The organism is Rhizobium sp. C1 (assembly GCF_021026335.1).
Lineage (GTDB): Bacteria > Pseudomonadota > Alphaproteobacteria > Rhizobiales > Rhizobiaceae > Ensifer_A.
The window spans coordinates 333,582-348,164 of the sequence record NZ_JAJNCY010000004.1 but is presented as its reverse complement, the minus strand read 5'-3'; the positions used below and the strand labels follow the sequence as shown (position 1 = coordinate 348,164).

General features: G+C 60.3%; 16 protein-coding genes. 3 read left to right on the top strand and 13 right to left on the bottom strand.

Annotation, left to right across the window (positions count from 1 at the left end; translation table 11 throughout):
- The 5 genes from trpB to LQK83_RS11780 form a co-directional block, all read right to left on the bottom strand.
- Nucleotides 1–1,221 (bottom strand): tryptophan synthase subunit beta, encoded by a 1,221-nt coding sequence (gene trpB, locus LQK83_RS11800; protein WP_230837598.1) that lies wholly within the window; start codon nucleotides 1,219–1,221, stop codon nucleotides 1–3.
- A complete protein-coding gene (locus tag LQK83_RS11795) occupies nucleotides 1,218–1,892 on the bottom strand; it encodes a phosphoribosylanthranilate isomerase (protein WP_230837597.1) in 675 nt (224 codons plus the stop codon). The genes trpB and LQK83_RS11795 overlap by 4 nt, the downstream gene beginning before the upstream one ends.
- Nucleotides 1,893–1,988: 96 nt before the next feature.
- Nucleotides 1,989–2,729, bottom strand: a complete 741-nt coding sequence (locus tag LQK83_RS11790; RefSeq protein ID WP_230837596.1) for a M48 family metallopeptidase — start codon at nucleotides 2,727–2,729, stop codon at nucleotides 1,989–1,991.
- A 110-nt stretch (nucleotides 2,730–2,839) separates the two neighbouring features.
- Nucleotides 2,840–3,274, bottom strand: coding sequence for a DUF2852 domain-containing protein (locus tag LQK83_RS11785; protein ID WP_230837595.1), 435 nt, complete (start codon nucleotides 3,272–3,274; stop codon nucleotides 2,840–2,842).
- Between the two features lie 152 nt (nucleotides 3,275–3,426).
- Nucleotides 3,427–4,719 carry a polyhydroxyalkanoate depolymerase gene (locus tag LQK83_RS11780; protein WP_230837594.1) on the bottom strand — a complete coding sequence of 431 codons (1,293 nt, stop codon included), beginning with the start codon at nucleotides 4,717–4,719 and terminating at the stop codon, nucleotides 3,427–3,429.
- 359 nt (nucleotides 4,720–5,078) lie between these two features.
- Between LQK83_RS11780 and LQK83_RS11775 the strand changes: the two genes are divergently transcribed.
- On the top strand, nucleotides 5,079–5,660 hold the full coding sequence (locus LQK83_RS11775) for a nitroreductase family protein (RefSeq protein ID WP_230837593.1): 582 nt from the start codon (nucleotides 5,079–5,081) through the stop codon (nucleotides 5,658–5,660).
- An 85-nt stretch (nucleotides 5,661–5,745) separates the two neighbouring features.
- Here LQK83_RS11775 and gyrB read toward each other — a convergent pair whose 3' ends face one another.
- The 5 genes from gyrB to LQK83_RS11750 all read right to left on the bottom strand — a co-directional run bounded on the left by gyrB (nucleotide 5,746) and on the right by LQK83_RS11750 (nucleotide 11,120).
- Nucleotides 5,746–8,184 (bottom strand): DNA topoisomerase (ATP-hydrolyzing) subunit B, encoded by a 2,439-nt coding sequence (gene gyrB, locus LQK83_RS11770; protein WP_230837592.1) that lies wholly within the window; start codon nucleotides 8,182–8,184, stop codon nucleotides 5,746–5,748.
- A 207-nt stretch (nucleotides 8,185–8,391) separates the two neighbouring features.
- Nucleotides 8,392–8,760 carry a helix-turn-helix domain-containing protein gene (locus tag LQK83_RS11765; RefSeq protein WP_230837591.1) on the bottom strand — a complete coding sequence of 123 codons (369 nt, stop codon included), beginning with the start codon at nucleotides 8,758–8,760 and terminating at the stop codon, nucleotides 8,392–8,394.
- On the bottom strand, nucleotides 8,757–9,311 hold the full coding sequence (locus LQK83_RS11760; protein ID WP_230837590.1) for a Smr/MutS family protein: 555 nt from the start codon (nucleotides 9,309–9,311) through the stop codon (nucleotides 8,757–8,759). Before LQK83_RS11760 ends, LQK83_RS11765 begins: the two co-directional genes overlap by 4 nt.
- A 1-nt stretch (nucleotide 9,312) precedes the next feature.
- Nucleotides 9,313–10,422, bottom strand: coding sequence for a murein transglycosylase A (gene mltA / locus LQK83_RS11755; protein ID WP_230837589.1), 1,110 nt, complete (start codon nucleotides 10,420–10,422; stop codon nucleotides 9,313–9,315).
- A complete protein-coding gene (locus LQK83_RS11750) occupies nucleotides 10,422–11,120 on the bottom strand; it encodes a Tim44/TimA family putative adaptor protein (RefSeq protein ID WP_230837588.1) in 699 nt (232 codons plus the stop codon). The genes mltA and LQK83_RS11750 overlap by 1 nt, the downstream gene beginning before the upstream one ends.
- 114 nt (nucleotides 11,121–11,234) lie before the next feature.
- Here LQK83_RS11750 and LQK83_RS11745 point away from each other — a divergent pair, with 114 nt between their 5' ends.
- Together LQK83_RS11745 and secB are read left to right on the top strand one after the other, a co-directional pair.
- A complete protein-coding gene (locus tag LQK83_RS11745; RefSeq protein WP_230837587.1) occupies nucleotides 11,235–11,744 on the top strand; it encodes an FxsA family protein in 510 nt (169 codons plus the stop codon).
- A 94-nt stretch (nucleotides 11,745–11,838) separates the two neighbouring features.
- Nucleotides 11,839–12,324 (top strand): protein-export chaperone SecB, encoded by a 486-nt coding sequence (gene secB, locus LQK83_RS11740; protein WP_109856264.1) that lies wholly within the window; start codon nucleotides 11,839–11,841, stop codon nucleotides 12,322–12,324.
- Between the two features lie 119 nt (nucleotides 12,325–12,443).
- On the opposite strand, the gene dnaQ is transcribed toward secB, so the two are convergent.
- The 3 genes from dnaQ to LQK83_RS11725 are packed head-to-tail and all read right to left on the bottom strand — an operon-like array spanning nucleotide 12,444 to nucleotide 14,577.
- Nucleotides 12,444–13,136, bottom strand: coding sequence for a DNA polymerase III subunit epsilon (dnaQ, locus tag LQK83_RS11735; RefSeq protein ID WP_230837586.1), 693 nt, complete (start codon nucleotides 13,134–13,136; stop codon nucleotides 12,444–12,446).
- Between the two features lie 17 nt (nucleotides 13,137–13,153).
- The gene (coaE, locus tag LQK83_RS11730; RefSeq protein ID WP_230837585.1) at nucleotides 13,154–13,747 is read right to left on the bottom strand and encodes a dephospho-CoA kinase; all 594 of its coding nucleotides are present in this window, start codon (nucleotides 13,745–13,747) and stop codon (nucleotides 13,154–13,156) included.
- Entirely contained in the window at nucleotides 13,747–14,577 is an 831-nt protein-coding gene (locus tag LQK83_RS11725; protein ID WP_230837584.1) for a shikimate dehydrogenase, read from the bottom strand. The genes coaE and LQK83_RS11725 overlap by 1 nt, the downstream gene beginning before the upstream one ends.
- Nucleotides 14,578–14,583: the final 6 nt, after the last annotated feature.

Below are 14,583 nucleotides of genomic sequence, written 5' to 3'. Positions count from 1 at the left end.
TCAGAGCCCCATTCCGAGAATCTTGCCAACGGTGAAGATGTCCTTGTCGCCGCGGCCACAGAGGTTCATCAGAATGATCTGGTCCTTGTCCATCTTCGGCGCGCGCTTGATGACTTCGGCCAGCGCATGGCTTGGCTCCAGCGCCGGGATGATGCCTTCCGTGCGGGTCAGCATCTGGAAGGCGTCGAGCGCCTCATTGTCCATGATCGGCACGTATTCGACGCGGCCGGTATCCTTGAGCCAGGAGTGTTCCGGGCCGATGCCGGGATAGTCGAGACCGGCGGAGATCGAGTGACCTTCCTTGATCTGGCCGTCGCTGTCCTGCAGCAGATAGGTGCGGTTGCCGTGGAGAACGCCGGGCGAGCCGGCCGTGAGCGACGCGCAATGCTCTTCGCCGTCAAGGCCCTTGCCGCCGGCTTCGACGCCGACAATCTTGACCGACTCGTCGTCGAGGAAGGGATGGAAGAGGCCGATGGCGTTCGAGCCACCACCGACGGCCGCGACCAGCATGTCGGGCAGACGGCCTTCGGCCGCCATCATCTGTTCCTTGGCTTCCTTGCCGATCACCGACTGGAATTCGCGGACGATTTCCGGATAGGGATGCGGGCCGGCAGCGGTGCCGATGATGTAATAGGTGTCGTCGACATTGGTGACCCAGTCGCGCAGCGCCTCGTTCATCGCATCCTTCAGCGTGCCGTGACCAGCCGTCACCGGCTTCACTTCAGCGCCGAGCAGCTTCATGCGAAAGACGTTCGGAGCCTGACGCTCGACGTCGGTTGCGCCCATATAGACCACGCAGGGGAAGCCGAAGCGGGCGGCAACGGTCGCCGAAGCCACGCCATGCTGGCCGGCACCGGTTTCAGCGATGATACGCTTCTTGCCCATGCGCTTGGCGAGCAGGATCTGGCCGATGCAATTGTTGATCTTGTGCGAACCGGTGTGGTTCAGCTCGTCGCGCTTGAAATAGATCTTCGCGCCGCCAAGCTCCGCCGTGAGGCGCTCGGCGAAATAGAGCGGGCTCGGACGGCCGATGTAATGCGTGCCGAGATGAGCGAGCTCCGCCTGGAATTCCGGATCGGTCTTGGCCTTGTTGAACTCGGCCTCGAGATCGAGGATCAGCGGCATCAGCGTTTCGGCCACGAAGCGGCCGCCATAGATACCGAAACGGCCGTCCTCATCGGGACCGGCGCGGAAGGAATTCAGCTTTGGCGTCTCGTTCACATTACTCTCCCAGGGCCCTTGCGCATCGCGATCGCGCGGTCGGCCGCATCGAAAAACTCATTCATCTTGTCCAGATCCTTGACGCCCGGAGCGCTTTCGACACCTGAAGATACATCTATGCCGGAACAACGAGTGCGCAGGATGGCGTCCGCCACATTGTCCTTATTGAGCCCACCGGAAAGCATGTAATCGACGTCGGCGTCAAGCTTATCGAGCAGCGACCAGTCGAACGAAACCCCGTTGCCGCCGGGCAGTTCCGAGCCTTTGGGGGCCTTGGCGTCGAGCAGAAAGCGATCCGCCACTCCGATATAGGGATCGATCCGGGCGAGATCATCGGAATCGCGAATGGAAAATACCTTCATGACCTGCCGGGCATAAAAAGCCTTCAGCCGGAGGATTTCTTCGACGGACTCGTGACCGTGGAGCTGGAGGATATCCGGCTGCAATTGATCTACGATTTCATCCAGGAAATCAGTGTCGGCATCCACCGTCACAGATACGATCTTCGCCTTACCACGCGCAGCTTCGGCTAGCCGCGCCGCATCCATCGGCTCGACATAGCGCGGGCTCTTGGCAAAGAAGATGAAACCGATATGGGTCGCGCCGCGGCGGACAGCCAGTTCCACCGCCTCGGGCGTCTTGAGACCACAGATCTTGATCGAGAATGTCATGGCTGTTGGCACTCGCATGAAACGGCAAAAGAGTCGAGCCAAATTGCGTTATGGACTGATCGCATTGCGCTATATGAGGCTTGGAGAACGTTCCGTTCAGCTGAAATCAATCGCGTGAAGCGCAGAGCCGTGGCGCTTCAGCCAGGCCTTGGCTTCGCTCGTTCCGGGGCAGAGCTTTTCACAGAGCGCCCAGAAGCGCGGGCCGTGGTTCATCTCGGTCAAATGCGCCACTTCATGGGCGGCGAGATAGTCTATGACCGAGGGCGGCGCCATGACGATGCGCCAGGAGAAGCTCAAGTTACCATCGTGGCTGCAGGAGCCCCAGCGGCTTTTCGTGTCCTTCATGCTGATCGAGGCAATGCGCTTGCCGCTGATGCGGGCATGATAGCGCGCCAGTTCTTCCAGATCGCGGCGCGCTTCCTTCTTGAGAAAGTCGGAGAGGCGGCGACCCAAATGTTGGGGCTCACCGCTGACGAGAAGCACCGGGTCACCATCAATCTGCGACTTTTCCGTGAGGCCGCGGAGCTTGCCCGTCAGCACGATGCGGTGGCTGACGCCACGCAGCATCATTTGCCCGCCCTCACGCAAGCCACCTTCGCTCGGAAGCTTCGAGAGCCGCGTTGCGATCCAGCCGTGGTGACGCTCCAGAAAATCCTCGACATCGCGGATCGGCACGCCGAGCGGCACCGTCATCTTGAGCGCCCGGCCACCCGGCTCGATGCGCAGCGTCAACCGCGTCGCGCGCCGATCGCTGCGGATCGTCAGCGGAATGGCGCGGCCGGCGACGCTGACCGTCCTCTGCTGTGGCTCTACGGGTTTGGATCGTCTGAAAAACATCTCAGGTCTTTGTCTTGTGGTCACCGCATGTTTAGCCGATTCGGCCAGGCTTCCGGCACGAAAAAACCGGCCTTCGGACGAAGGCCGGTCCTTTCGATCGATCAGACGGATCAATTGCCGGTCGTTCCATTCGCGTCACCGCCGCTGCGGGCATTGCGCTCGCGCATAAACCGGGAGAATTCCTCCTGATCCTTGGCACGGCGCAGTTCGCTCACATATTCATCGAACTCGCGGCGGGCCTCGTCGAGCTTGCGGCGTTCGTTTTCGATGCGCTCCAACTCCTGACGGCGCCAGTCGTCGAAGGCTGCATTGCCGGTTCCGCCGGCATATTGGCTGAAGCCCTTGCCGCCCGTGTAGCGGCGCATGGTCTCGAAGCCGCGATCGACGGTGGCGTTCGCTTCGCGCTTGAACTCATGCAAACGGTCGCCGAAGAGGATATAGGCGAGCATCGCCAGGCCAAGCGGCCAGAAGATGACAAAACCCAATACCATGAGCGCGATGGTCGCCGGATTCCATTCCGGACGGATCCAGGCAGACTGGTTCATTGAAGAAACCTCGTTTTTTCAAGGAGACCGCCCCATGCGATCTCACTGATAACGAAGTGGGAAAGGCCCGGATCGCTTTCAAGACGATCCGGGCCGAAACCGGATAAGCGCTGCGAAACGCTCAAGGATTTCGCTCTAATCCCGCCCCTGCTTCAGGTCTTGCGTGTGAAGCGGCCTTTGACAACGCGGGGCGCTTCGGCGGTCGATGCACGATTTTCCAGCGCGTTTGCCTTCATGAAGTTGAGAATTCGCGGTGCGATCTCGCGGCGGAAGCGGGAGCCGTTGAAGACGCCATAGTGACCTACATCCGGTTGCAGATAATGCATCCGCATGCCGTCCGGGATGGACGAGCAGAGCGTCTGCGCCGCCGCGGTCTGCCCGACGCCGGAAATGTCGTCATTCTCGCCCTCAACCGTCATCAGCGCCGTTTTGGTGATCGCCTTCAGGTCGATCGGACGGCCGCGATGGGTCATCTCGCCCTTCGGCAGCGCGTGGCGTATGAAGACGGTATCGACCGTCTGGAGATAGAATTCTGCCGTGAGGTCCATGACGGCGAGATATTCGTCATAGAATTCGCGGTGCTTCTCTGCCGGCTCGCCATCGTTCTTGACCAGATGGAAGAAGAAATCCTTTTGCGCCGTCATGTGGCGGTCGAGGTTCATCGACATGAAGCCGGTCAATTGCAGGAAGCCGGGATAGACGAGGCGCATGGCACCCGGCTGCGGCCACGGAACCTGCATGATGACATTTTCGGCGAACCATTCGATCGGCTTGTTTTCAGCCAGACGATTGACGGCCGTCGGGTTGCTGCGGGTATCGATCGGTCCGCCCATGAGCGTCATGGAGGCCGGCACGTTCGGATCGTCATCCATCGCCATCACGGCGGCGGCGGCGAGCACCGGAACGGAAGGCTGGCAGACGGCCATGAGATGCGTATCGGGGCCGAGGAAGCGGATCATATCGATGACATAGTCGATATAATCATCGAGATCGAACGTGCCGTCCTGAACCGGCACCATGCGGGCATCTACCCAATCGGTAATGTAGACATCGGCATGCGGCAGCATGGTCTCGACCGTCCCGCGCAGCAGCGTGGCATAATGGCCGGACATGGGCGCGACCATCAGCAGTTTCGGGCCTCGCTCCGCACCCTGCGGCAGCACGCGCTCGAAATGCAGGAGATTGCAGAAGGGCTTCTTCCACACGATCTTCTCGTGGACGGAGACTTCCTCATCTCCGATAACCGTATGGTGCAGGCCGAACCCGGGCTTGCCATAACGGCGCGTGGCACGCTCGAAGACCTCGAAGCCTGCGGCCATCGTGCGTCCATAAGCGGTCAGCGAGAGAGGGTTGAAGGGGTTGCGGTAGGCTACACGCATCGCCTCTGCCGCTGCTCTCCACGGGGCCATGACCGCGTGGTTGAACTCATACATCTGATAGAACATCAGCCGTGCCTTTCTTGCCGGATCACAGATGTCGTAACGCACTGCACCGGACTATTGTTCAAGCCTAGCACTTTTCCCTTTCCGAACAATCAAGATTATGGAGCAGAACTAGGGATGGATTGACCTCTGTTTTCAATGAATTCAGGTGGCAGCTTACGAATTGCCTTGCCGTCATTATATCGCTCAGGCTTGAACGATGACGAATCAGTGAACGGTGTTGCGCTGCAACACTCTTCCCAGCTTTGAGGAATGGAACTAAGGTCCGCCTGCCTCGTATCGGCTCCTCCCGCCGGCATTCATGAGGCAGTTTTCAAACGTCATTCACCCCAAGGCTTCACATCAAGACAAGGCAAATAGATATGTCGCGTCAGTCAGAATTTCCCGTCGATCCTCTCTTTACCAACCGCTGGTCCCCCCGCTCCTTCGTTCCGAAAGCGATTTCCGACAAGGATCTGATGACGATCCTCGAAGCCGCGCGGTTTGCTCCTTCCGCCATGAACGCGCAGCCCTGGCGCTTCGTCTATGCGCATCGCGACACGCCGGAATTCGAAAAGCTTGCGTCCGCACTCATCGAGTTCAATGCCATGTGGGCCAAGAATGCGTCGGCTCTCGTCTTCATCTTCTCGCAGAAGACGGTGACGTCGGACTCGGGCGAGGAAAAGCCTTTCTACAGCCATGCCTTCGATGCAGGCGCTGCCTGGATGTCGCTGGCTCTCCAGGCGCATCTGCTCGGCTACCACGCCCATGCGATGGGTGGTGTGCTGCATGACAAGGCGATGGAGATCTTCAACGTTCCTTCGTCCTACCGCCTGGAAGTGGGCATCGCCATCGGCACCCGCGGCGAAAAGGATGCCCTTCCCGAGCGTCTGCAGGAGCGCGAAGCTCCGAGCCCGCGCAAGCCGCTTTCCGACATTGCCGGCAACGGCGTTTTCGTCGCCTGATTGACCTGAACATGCAAAAGCCCGTCTCTGATCTTTCAGAGGCGGGCTTTTTTGTTTGCCGGATTCTGAGCCGGATTCTTTCCGATCAGATATCGAGGTTGGCGACGCTGAGTGCGTTTTCTTGAATGAAGTCGCGGCGCGGCTCCACTTCGTCGCCCATGAGGCGGGAGAAGAGACCGTCGGCATCGACAGCATCGTTGACCCGGACCTGCAGGAGCGAGCGAACGTTCGGATCAAGCGTGGTTTCCCAGAGCTGCTCGGCATTCATTTCGCCGAGACCCTTATAGCGCTGCATCGCAATGCCCTTGCGGCCGGCGCCGAAGATGATGTCGAGCAGAGCGCGCGGCCCGATGATCTGGGTTTCCCCCTCCTTGCGGCGCAGGACTGGCGGGATCGCGTAGATATCCTTGAGGCGCGCATGCATCTGGTCGATATGGCGTGCATCGGCCGAGCCAAGAAGCGCCATATCGAGAATGGCGGCTTCCTTGACGCCGCGGACCATGCGTTCGAAGACCAGATTGCCCTGGTCATTGACATGGCCGGTCCAGCCGCGCTCCGTCTCTTCGGAAATGAGGTCGAGACGGCGGGCCACTTCGGCGACCGTGTTTTCGGCCGCAGCCTGATTCTGGACCAGTTCGACATTCAGTGCGCCGGCAATCGCCGCCTGCTCGACCACATTGCGGTTATAGCGCGAATGCAGGCCGTCAATCAGCGCGCGCAAGCGCAGCGCATCGTTGACGACTTCGCGCAGATCCTGACCGGCGCGGGCTTCACCCGTACCGAGCTGGAGGACGGAATCGTCAAGGCCAGCGTTGATGAGGTAATCCTCGAACGCCTTTTCGTCCTTCAGATATTGCGAGGACTTCCCGCGCGTCACCTTATAGAGCGGCGGCTGGGCGATATAGAGATGGCCGCGCTCGATCAGTTCCGGCATCTGGCGGAAGAAGAAGGTGAGCAACAGGGTGCGAATATGCGCGCCGTCCACGTCAGCATCGGTCATGATGATGATCTTGTGATAGCGCAGCTTCTCGGCATTGAACTCGTCCTTGCCGATCGACGTGCCGAGCGCCGTGATGAGCGTGCCGATTTCCTGGCTCGACAGCATCTTATCGAAACGCGCGCGCTCGACATTGAGGATCTTGCCGCGCAGCGGCAGGATCGCCTGGTTTTCGCGCGAACGGCCCTGCTTGGCAGAGCCACCTGCCGAGTCACCCTCGACGAGGAAGAGTTCGGACTTGGCCGGATCGCGTTCGGAACAGTCGGCGAGCTTGCCGGGGAGCGACGAGATATCGAGCGCACCCTTGCGGCGCGTCAGTTCGCGCGCCTTGCGGGCGGCTTCGCGGGCGGCGGCCGCTTCTACCACCTTGCCGATCAGGACCTTGGCTTCGCCCGGATGTTCCTCGAACCAACGGTTCAGCGCCTCGTTGACGAGGTTTTCCACCACGGGACGAACTTCGGAGGAGACCAGCTTGTCCTTGGTCTGCGAGGAAAACTTCGGGTCCGGCACCTTGACCGACAGAACGGCGGTGAGACCTTCGCGGCAGTCTTCGCCGCTCAGCGTCACCTTTTCCTTTTTCAGGATGCCGGACGTGTCGGCATAGGAGGTGACCTGACGGGTCAGCGCGCCGCGGAAGCCGGCAAGGTGCGTACCGCCATCGCGCTGCGGGATGTTGTTCGTAAAGCAGAGCACATTTTCGTGGTAGCTGTCGTTCCACCACATGGCCACTTCAACCGTGATGCCATCCTTCTCGCCCTTGATGGCGATGGGCTTCGGCACGAGCGGCTTCTTGGCGCGGTCGAGATAGGCGACGAAAGCTTCGAGACCGCCATCATAGACCAGTTCCGTCTCGCGGATATCCGAATGGCGCTTGTCGGTCAGGATTATGTGAACGCCGGAATTGAGGAAGGCGAGTTCGCGCAGGCGGTGTTCCAGCGTGTCGTAATCGAACTCGGTCTTGGTGAAGGTTTCCGGGCTCGGTAGGAAGGTGACTTCCGTGCCGGAGCGGCCTTCATAGGCGCCCGTCACCTCGAGCGGCGCATCGGCGACGCCGTGCGTGAAGGTCATCTCATGGACCTTGTTGTCTCGTCGGATCTTCAGCTTGAGCTTGGTCGAGAGCGCGTTCACCACCGAGACGCCCACTCCATGCAGACCGCCGGAGACCTTGTAGGAGTTCTGGTCGAACTTTCCGCCGGCATGGAGCTGGGTCATGATGACCTCGGCCGCCGAAACGCCTTCCTCGTGGTGTATACCCGTCGGGATGCCGCGTCCGTTGTCGGTGACGGAGACCGAACCCTCGGCATTGAGCGTCACCGTCACGCGGTCGGCATGGCCGGCCAGCGCTTCATCGATCGCGTTGTCGACCACTTCATAGACCATGTGATGCAGGCCGGAGCCGTCATCCGTATCGCCGATATACATGCCGGGGCGCTTGCGCACGGCATCAAGGCCTTTCAGGACCTTGATGCTGTCTGCGCCATATTCCTCGGCGCCTGAACCCTGTTGGATGTCGGTATTCTCGCTCATTTAAACTTTCCCAGATGAACCGGCGACCGATGCGGCAGGCCAGCCTTGAATAGGCACCCATTCCGCCGGTTTCTGGGCAGGGCGCCTGATATGCCGCGCCTTGCCCGAATCACCACGAATTTATCATTTCGACTATAGGCACTTTGGCAGTGAAGCCAAACGCGAGTCGGCGTTTTTCCCCGGAAAGCGGCTGTTTTCGGGGCTTTTTCAAGGCTTCAGCGACGCTGCTTCGTTTAGCACTGCGTCGATAGCGGCCAGGGTTTCAGGATCGAGGTTTCTGATCTCGCGGGCCAGCCGGTTGGCGAGCGCCGTATAGGCCGCATCGAGGCCCGCGGTGTCGATCACGACACGCGGATGCGAGAGGCCGGCGATCCGCATCAGGTCTTCGAGGTCATCCCAGATGATGTTGAAATAGCCGGCCACGCGCTGGATGAAATCGAAGCTCGGGGCGCTGCGATTGCCGTGTTCCAGCGCCGAGAGATAAGCCTGCGAGACGCCTAGCGCGGTCGCCATCTCCTTCTGCGTCACGCCCTTCTTGCGGCGCAATTCACGCATCGCCTCCCCGAACGGCGTCATGACTTGTCACCCGGCTTGCGCGCGAGCCTTACGTAGAGTGCGCCTTCGCCACCGTGGCCGCGGCTTGCCGTTTCGTAGCCCGAAATCAGGAACCGGAACTCGGGCTTCGAGAACCAGAGCGGGACGGCACGCTTCAACGCGCCTTCACTGCCCATGGACGAACCCTTGCCGGTAATCACCAGAACGTGTCGCAAGCCGCGCTCATGCGCGTGCACGAGAAAGCCGAGCAGCATCGCATGCGCCTCGCTCTGCACCAGACCGTGGAGGTCTATGCGAGCTTCAAGCTGTAAACGCCCCTTGGCGATCTTCTTCTGCACCGGGCGTTCGATCGGGTGAAGGCGGTGATCCGGCTTCTTGTTCGCTGGCGTTGCGTTAGAAGTCGCGTCGGCGGAGGTGAAGATCGGGACACCGCCGGAGGGGATTGACTCTTCCAGTATCTCCGGCTCGAACTCTTCAAGGAAGTCCATGCGGCCCGGCAGAGCCCGAACCGAGCGCGCGACCTTGCCCCAGAGGATGCGGTCTTCCGACGACATGGTCTTCTTCGTCGCCATCTCAGTAGCGCTCCGCAGCGGCCTTGGGGACCAGAATGAAGAAGTTCGCATCGTTGCGGACAGAGCCGGCAAGATCGCCAGCTTCCGGGCCGGAGCCGGTGAAGATATCGCCGCGCGCCGGACCGATAATCGCGGTGCCGGTATCGAGCGCCAGCATCAGCCGACGGAAGGGTTTGCCGTCATCGAGCCGGGTCAGGCTTTCGCTCTCGATGTAGAAGGGACAGCCGAAGGTGTGGATGCTGCGATCGACTGCCAGAGATCGTCCGGGCGTCATCTGCACCTTGGCAGCGGCAACGGGACCAAGCGCCGGATCGCCCATCTCTTCCTCGCGGAAGAAAATATAGGAACGATTGCGCCAATAGGTCTCGTCAGCCCGATCGGGGTTGCACGCGAGCCAGTCGCGGATTGCCCCCATGGAAATCCTGGCGGGATCGATTTCGCCGGTCTCGACCAGATGACGGCCGATGCCGGTGAAGGGATGTCCGGCTTTGGCGGAATAGGTGATTCGTTTGACCGAGCCATCGCGGAAGGTGAGCCGTCCAGCGCCCTGAACATGGGTGAAGAAGACATCCGCCTTGGACTTCGCCCAGGCGATCTCCAGCCCGCGGCCATCCAGATATCCGAGATCGATGGCCTTGCGGTCCGCATATTCGGAAATCTTGCCGTCGCGCAGATGCCCGAACATGTAGGATCGCTCCATCGCCGCGGGACGGTTTGTGTCATCCAGATCGATCAGATCATCGGGCCGACGGTAGAAGGGATAGCGCCAGACCGCATCCGGCTTATCGGAAACTTCGACATCCGGCTCGTAAAACGCCGTCACAAAGCCGTTGCCGCCATCATCGCGTCGAATGAAAAACGGCACGAAATGCGCTTCGAAAAAGGAACGGGCCTCGCCGGCTGAGCCGACGCTGCACAGCGCTTCTGCCGCATCCATTGCCGGCAGAAGTTCTTGCGCCGTAATTCCCAGCGCACCGGTCCGATAGGGTTTCTTTTCCAGAATATGCGCCCGGCATCGCCGGAGCGCTGCAATCAGTTCCCGAGGGTCGTCCTCGCCCCAACCGGCCAGATCGTTGAAGCCGCGTCTTTCGAGCGAGAACCCGGATGTCATCACTGCTCCGATTCGGTGCCGACGAGTTTCCAATTGGGGTCGCGCGAGCGGGTGTCGCGGGCAAAGGTCCAGATGTCCTTGACCTCAGCCACCTCTTCGGGATGACCGTCAATCAGCGCGCCCTGCTTGTCATAGGTGGCAGAGATCAGCTGGCTGACGATCCGCACCGTCACGAAGGCTTCCGTGCCCTTCATGGCAGCGTTCAACATATCGGCCTTGCTGATGCCAACAAAGGTCGAGTTCATCCGCTCGCCCTTCGTCTCGCGATCCTTGATGGCCGCTTCAAAGCCTTCATAGACTTCGCGGGAGAGAAGATTCTTGAGCGAATTGCGGTCGCCTTCGGCAAAGGCCATGACGATCATTTCATAGGCGGCGCGCGCACCCTTCATGAACTCTGTCGGGTTGAAGCTCGGATCGGCGTCGATGACGGAACGAATGCCGGTGTTCAGATCGCTGCCAGCAGCGGTAAAGGCATCTGCCGACGCATAAGGGTTTACCGGTTCGCCCGGATCGCGCCCCGCTGCAACGGGCGCAGGCCTATCTGCGACCGAACGCGCTTCGGCAGCTTCCCGACGCGTGTAGGGATCGTGCGGCGGCTTCTCGTTGCCGGTTCTTCTCCCGAGCACGTTGCGCAGCTGAATGAAGATGACAACTGCCGCGACGAGGAAAAAAATCGTGACGATATCGTTTGAACCCATTGGCCTATAAACCAGTTTCTCATTTATCTCTTGAGATCATATAGTCTTCAAACCACAGCTATTCAAACGCTAGATGTCGCTTCGACAGTTCCAGCGGCAATAAAGGCGCCCCACATGCGATTTTCGATCCTTCCCCTGGCCTTGGTCGTTCTGCCGCTGCTTGAAATTGCGGTCTTCATCATTGTCGGGCGCTATATCGGCGTGCTGCCGGTCATCGGTCTCATTTTTCTCTCATCGGCGCTCGGCGGGGTGCTTCTGCGAATCCAGGGGATCGGTGTGCTCCGCAAGCTTTCACGCGAAATGGATGCCGGACGCTTGCCAGCGCGTGAACTGATCCATGGAACGATGATCGTGCTGGCCGGTCTCTTCCTGCTGACCCCCGGTTTCGTTACTGATCTTCTTGGCCTTCTTCTTTTCATTCCTGCTGTCCGGGATGCCGCCTGGCTGCTGATCAAGGACCGGATCGTCGTCACCGGCATGTTCCGCAGGACGGGCAACGAGCCCGGGTCGCCCTTTGAAGGCGGTGACAGAAACGATGAGGCCGGCGACGTCATCGATCTGGACGAGGACGAATATCGTCGCGAGCAGAACCCCAATTCGCCCTGGAACCGGCGGATCGACTGACCGCTGTCGAAGAGCCTGCTTCGGCCGCAGGGTTGTAAGCCCCCCTTGGAAATGTTAGATCGCCGCACGAACGATTATCCCTTGAGGAGCTGACATGTCTAACGATGCAAACCAGAACGGCGCCGGACAGGCTCCTTCGCTGAACATTCTCGCCCAGTATACGAAGGACCTCTCCTTCGAAAATCCGGGTGCGCCGCAGTCCCTGCAGGCTCGCGACAAGGCTCCGGAAATCAACATCAATGTCAACGTCAATGCCAACCCGCTCGGCGGCGACGACTTCGACGTTCTGCTGACACTGACGGCAGAAGCCAAGGCTGGCGACAAGTCACTCTTCCATGCCGAGCTTGCCTATGGCGGCGTCTTCCGCATCTCCGGGTTCCCGCAGGAACACATGCTGCCGATCCTCTTCATCGAGTGCCCGCGCCTGCTGTTCCCGTTCGCCCGTCAGATCATTGCCGACGTGACGCGCAACGGCGGTTTCCCGCCGCTTCTCGTCGACCCGATCGACTTCGCACAGATGTTCTCGCAGCGCATGGCCGAAGAACAGGCCCGCGCCAAGGTCAGCGCCAACACCAACTGATCGCATCTACCTGCGAACTGAAAACAAAGAAGCCCGGGCTGATGATGTCCCGGGCTTTTTCTTTTGCGGCGTTGATCCCGAAGCAAGCGCCCGCAGAGAGCTGGCGCTGTCTTCGTCGGCTACTGGTAGCGCGCCCAGAGCGCCTTGCCGCCCATCTTGGCAACCAATGCATCATGCGCCTGACGCTCGGCCTCCGTCACCCGGTCGGCCAGAATCTTCTGGCGGCCAGCAATAGCGAGGGCGGCCGCTTCGCTTTCCTCAATCGACACCTGTCCCGGACCCGCCAGACCGAGCGCTGCCTGACGGCCGCCGATCATTTCGATATAAACTTCCGCCAGAAGCTCGGAGTCGAGAAGCGCGCCGTGCTTGGCGCGATGCGAGTTGTCGATGCCATAGCGTTTGCAGAGCGCATCGAGCGAGTTGGGGCCCATCGGGTGCTTGCGGCGGGCGAGCGACAGCGTGTCGATGACTTCCGAGGGCGCAATCGGCGGAAGGCCAAGACGGCCGAGCTCCGCATTGACGAAACCCATATCGAAGGTCGCGTTGTGCGCGATCCACTTCGCGCCTTCGAAGAAGCTCAGGATCTGTTCGGCCACATCGGCAAAGACCGGCTTGTCGGCCAAGAACTCGTCCGTGATCCCATGCACCGCCAACGCGTCCGGATGAACCTTGCGGTTGGCCGGATTGATATAGAGATGCAGGGTCCGCCCCGTCGGGAAATGATTGTCAAGCTCGATGCCACCGATTTCGATGATCCGGTCTTCGCGCGAATCCAGGCCGGTGGTTTCCGTATCGAATATGATTTCCCGCATCCCTGTTCCTGTCCTGATTATCTGAGGCGTCGCGCCCGGATATCGGCGAGAATGTCGCGCACTGCCGCACGTGCCGTCTCCAGCCCCTCGCCGGTGTCGACAATATAGTTCGCCCGGCGGCGTTTTTCGCTATCCGGTGTCTGTCGAGAGAGGATCATTTCGAACTTATCCACCGTCATGCCCGGACGTGCGAGAACTCGGGCGCGCTGGATCTCCGATGCGCAAGTGACCACCACGATCGCATCGACCCGCTTTTCTCCGCCTGTCTCGAAGAGCAGCGGTATGTCGAGGACGGCGATATCGTGGCCCTCTTCTTCGGCCTTGCGGCGGAACTGCAATTCCTTTTCGCGCACCAGCGGGTGGACGATCGCTTCCAGGCGTTTGAAGTCATCGGGGTTGGCCGCGAGATGAGCGGCAAGTTTGGCGCGGGCGACCTTGCCACCATCCGTCGTACCGGGAAAGGCAGCCTCGATAGGCGCGACCGCCTCGGCGGAATAAAGCTCGTGAACTACCGCATCGGCGTCATTGACCGGAATGCCTTCGGCGCGGAACATCTCGGCCGTCGTCGACTTGCCCATACCGATCGAACCCGTGAGGCCAATGACGAACATCAACGCATTCCCATCGCGGTCTCGACGATCTGACGCAGCTCCAGGTCGACAACCGGGCGGACGCCGAACCATTTTTCAAAACCGGGAACCGCCTGATGCAGGAGCATGCCGAGCCCGTCGGCGGTCGCAACGCCCTGCACCCCGGCCTGCTGAAGGAAGGCTGTCTTCAACGGGACATACACGATATCCGTCACCAGAGCACCGGGTCGCATTCGCGTGAAATCGATCTGCGGGACCGTCTTGTCTTCAAGACCGAGAGAGGTCGTATTGACGAAGAGGCCGGCACCGTGAAGCACATCCGGCAAGGCCTGAAGCTGATGCGCTTCGACACGCGGACCGAACCTGTCGGCAAGCACCCGCGCCTTTTCAAGCGTCCGGTTCAGCACATGGACGCTGCGGAACCCGTGCTCGAGAAGGGCGACGATCACGGCCCGGCTGGCCCCTCCCGCACCATACACCACCGCCGTTTCCAGAGATTGCCAGCCCGGGCTCTTTTCATCGAGATTGGCCGCGAAGCCATAAGTATCGGTATTCGTCGCCTTGAGCCGGCCGTCTTCGCGCCAGAGCGTGTTGGCCGCTCCAATATAATCCGTCGTCTCATCCGCCTCGTCGGCAAGCGCAAAAGCCTTTTCCTTGTGAGGAATTGTGACATTGCCGCCGACATAATCGGCAGTTAGCCCCTTGAGGCTCGCGATAAACGCCTCGAAATTTTCGGGCGGCACATCAACGGCGCGATAGGTCCCTTCGAGACCATGGCGCTTCAGCCATGTTCCATGAATAAGCGGAGACTTGGAATGATTGATCGGATGGCCGGCGACGAATGCGTGCATGGTTAA

What these genes read in the sequence shown, in the direction of transcription:
- LQK83_RS11795 (WP_230837597.1), bottom strand. Translation starts at nt 1,892, where the DNA reads ATGACATTCTCGATCAAGATCTGTGGTCTCAAGACGCCCGAGGCGGTG.
- LQK83_RS11790 (WP_230837596.1), bottom strand. Translation starts at nt 2,729, where the DNA reads ATGTTTTTCAGACGATCCAAACCCGTAGAGCCACAGCAGAGGACGGTC.
- LQK83_RS11785 (WP_230837595.1), bottom strand. Translation starts at nt 3,274, where the DNA reads ATGAACCAGTCTGCCTGGATCCGTCCGGAATGGAATCCGGCGACCATC.
- LQK83_RS11780 (WP_230837594.1), bottom strand. Translation starts at nt 4,719, where the DNA reads ATGTTCTATCAGATGTATGAGTTCAACCACGCGGTCATGGCCCCGTGG.
- LQK83_RS11775 (WP_230837593.1), top strand. Translation starts at nt 5,079, where the DNA reads ATGTCGCGTCAGTCAGAATTTCCCGTCGATCCTCTCTTTACCAACCGC.
- gyrB (WP_230837592.1), bottom strand. Translation starts at nt 8,184, where the DNA reads ATGAGCGAGAATACCGACATCCAACAGGGTTCAGGCGCCGAGGAATAT.
- LQK83_RS11765 (WP_230837591.1), bottom strand. Translation starts at nt 8,760, where the DNA reads ATGACGCCGTTCGGGGAGGCGATGCGTGAATTGCGCCGCAAGAAGGGC.
- LQK83_RS11760 (WP_230837590.1), bottom strand. Translation starts at nt 9,311, where the DNA reads ATGGCGACGAAGAAGACCATGTCGTCGGAAGACCGCATCCTCTGGGGC.
- mltA (WP_230837589.1), bottom strand. Translation starts at nt 10,422, where the DNA reads ATGACATCCGGGTTCTCGCTCGAAAGACGCGGCTTCAACGATCTGGCC.
- LQK83_RS11750 (WP_230837588.1), bottom strand. Translation starts at nt 11,120, where the DNA reads ATGGGTTCAAACGATATCGTCACGATTTTTTTCCTCGTCGCGGCAGTT.
- LQK83_RS11745 (WP_230837587.1), top strand. Translation starts at nt 11,235, where the DNA reads ATGCGATTTTCGATCCTTCCCCTGGCCTTGGTCGTTCTGCCGCTGCTT.
- secB (WP_109856264.1), top strand. Translation starts at nt 11,839, where the DNA reads ATGTCTAACGATGCAAACCAGAACGGCGCCGGACAGGCTCCTTCGCTG.
- dnaQ (WP_230837586.1), bottom strand. Translation starts at nt 13,136, where the DNA reads ATGCGGGAAATCATATTCGATACGGAAACCACCGGCCTGGATTCGCGC.
- coaE (WP_230837585.1), bottom strand. Translation starts at nt 13,747, where the DNA reads ATGTTCGTCATTGGCCTCACGGGTTCGATCGGTATGGGCAAGTCGACG.
- LQK83_RS11725 (WP_230837584.1), bottom strand. Translation starts at nt 14,577, where the DNA reads ATGCACGCATTCGTCGCCGGCCATCCGATCAATCATTCCAAGTCTCCG.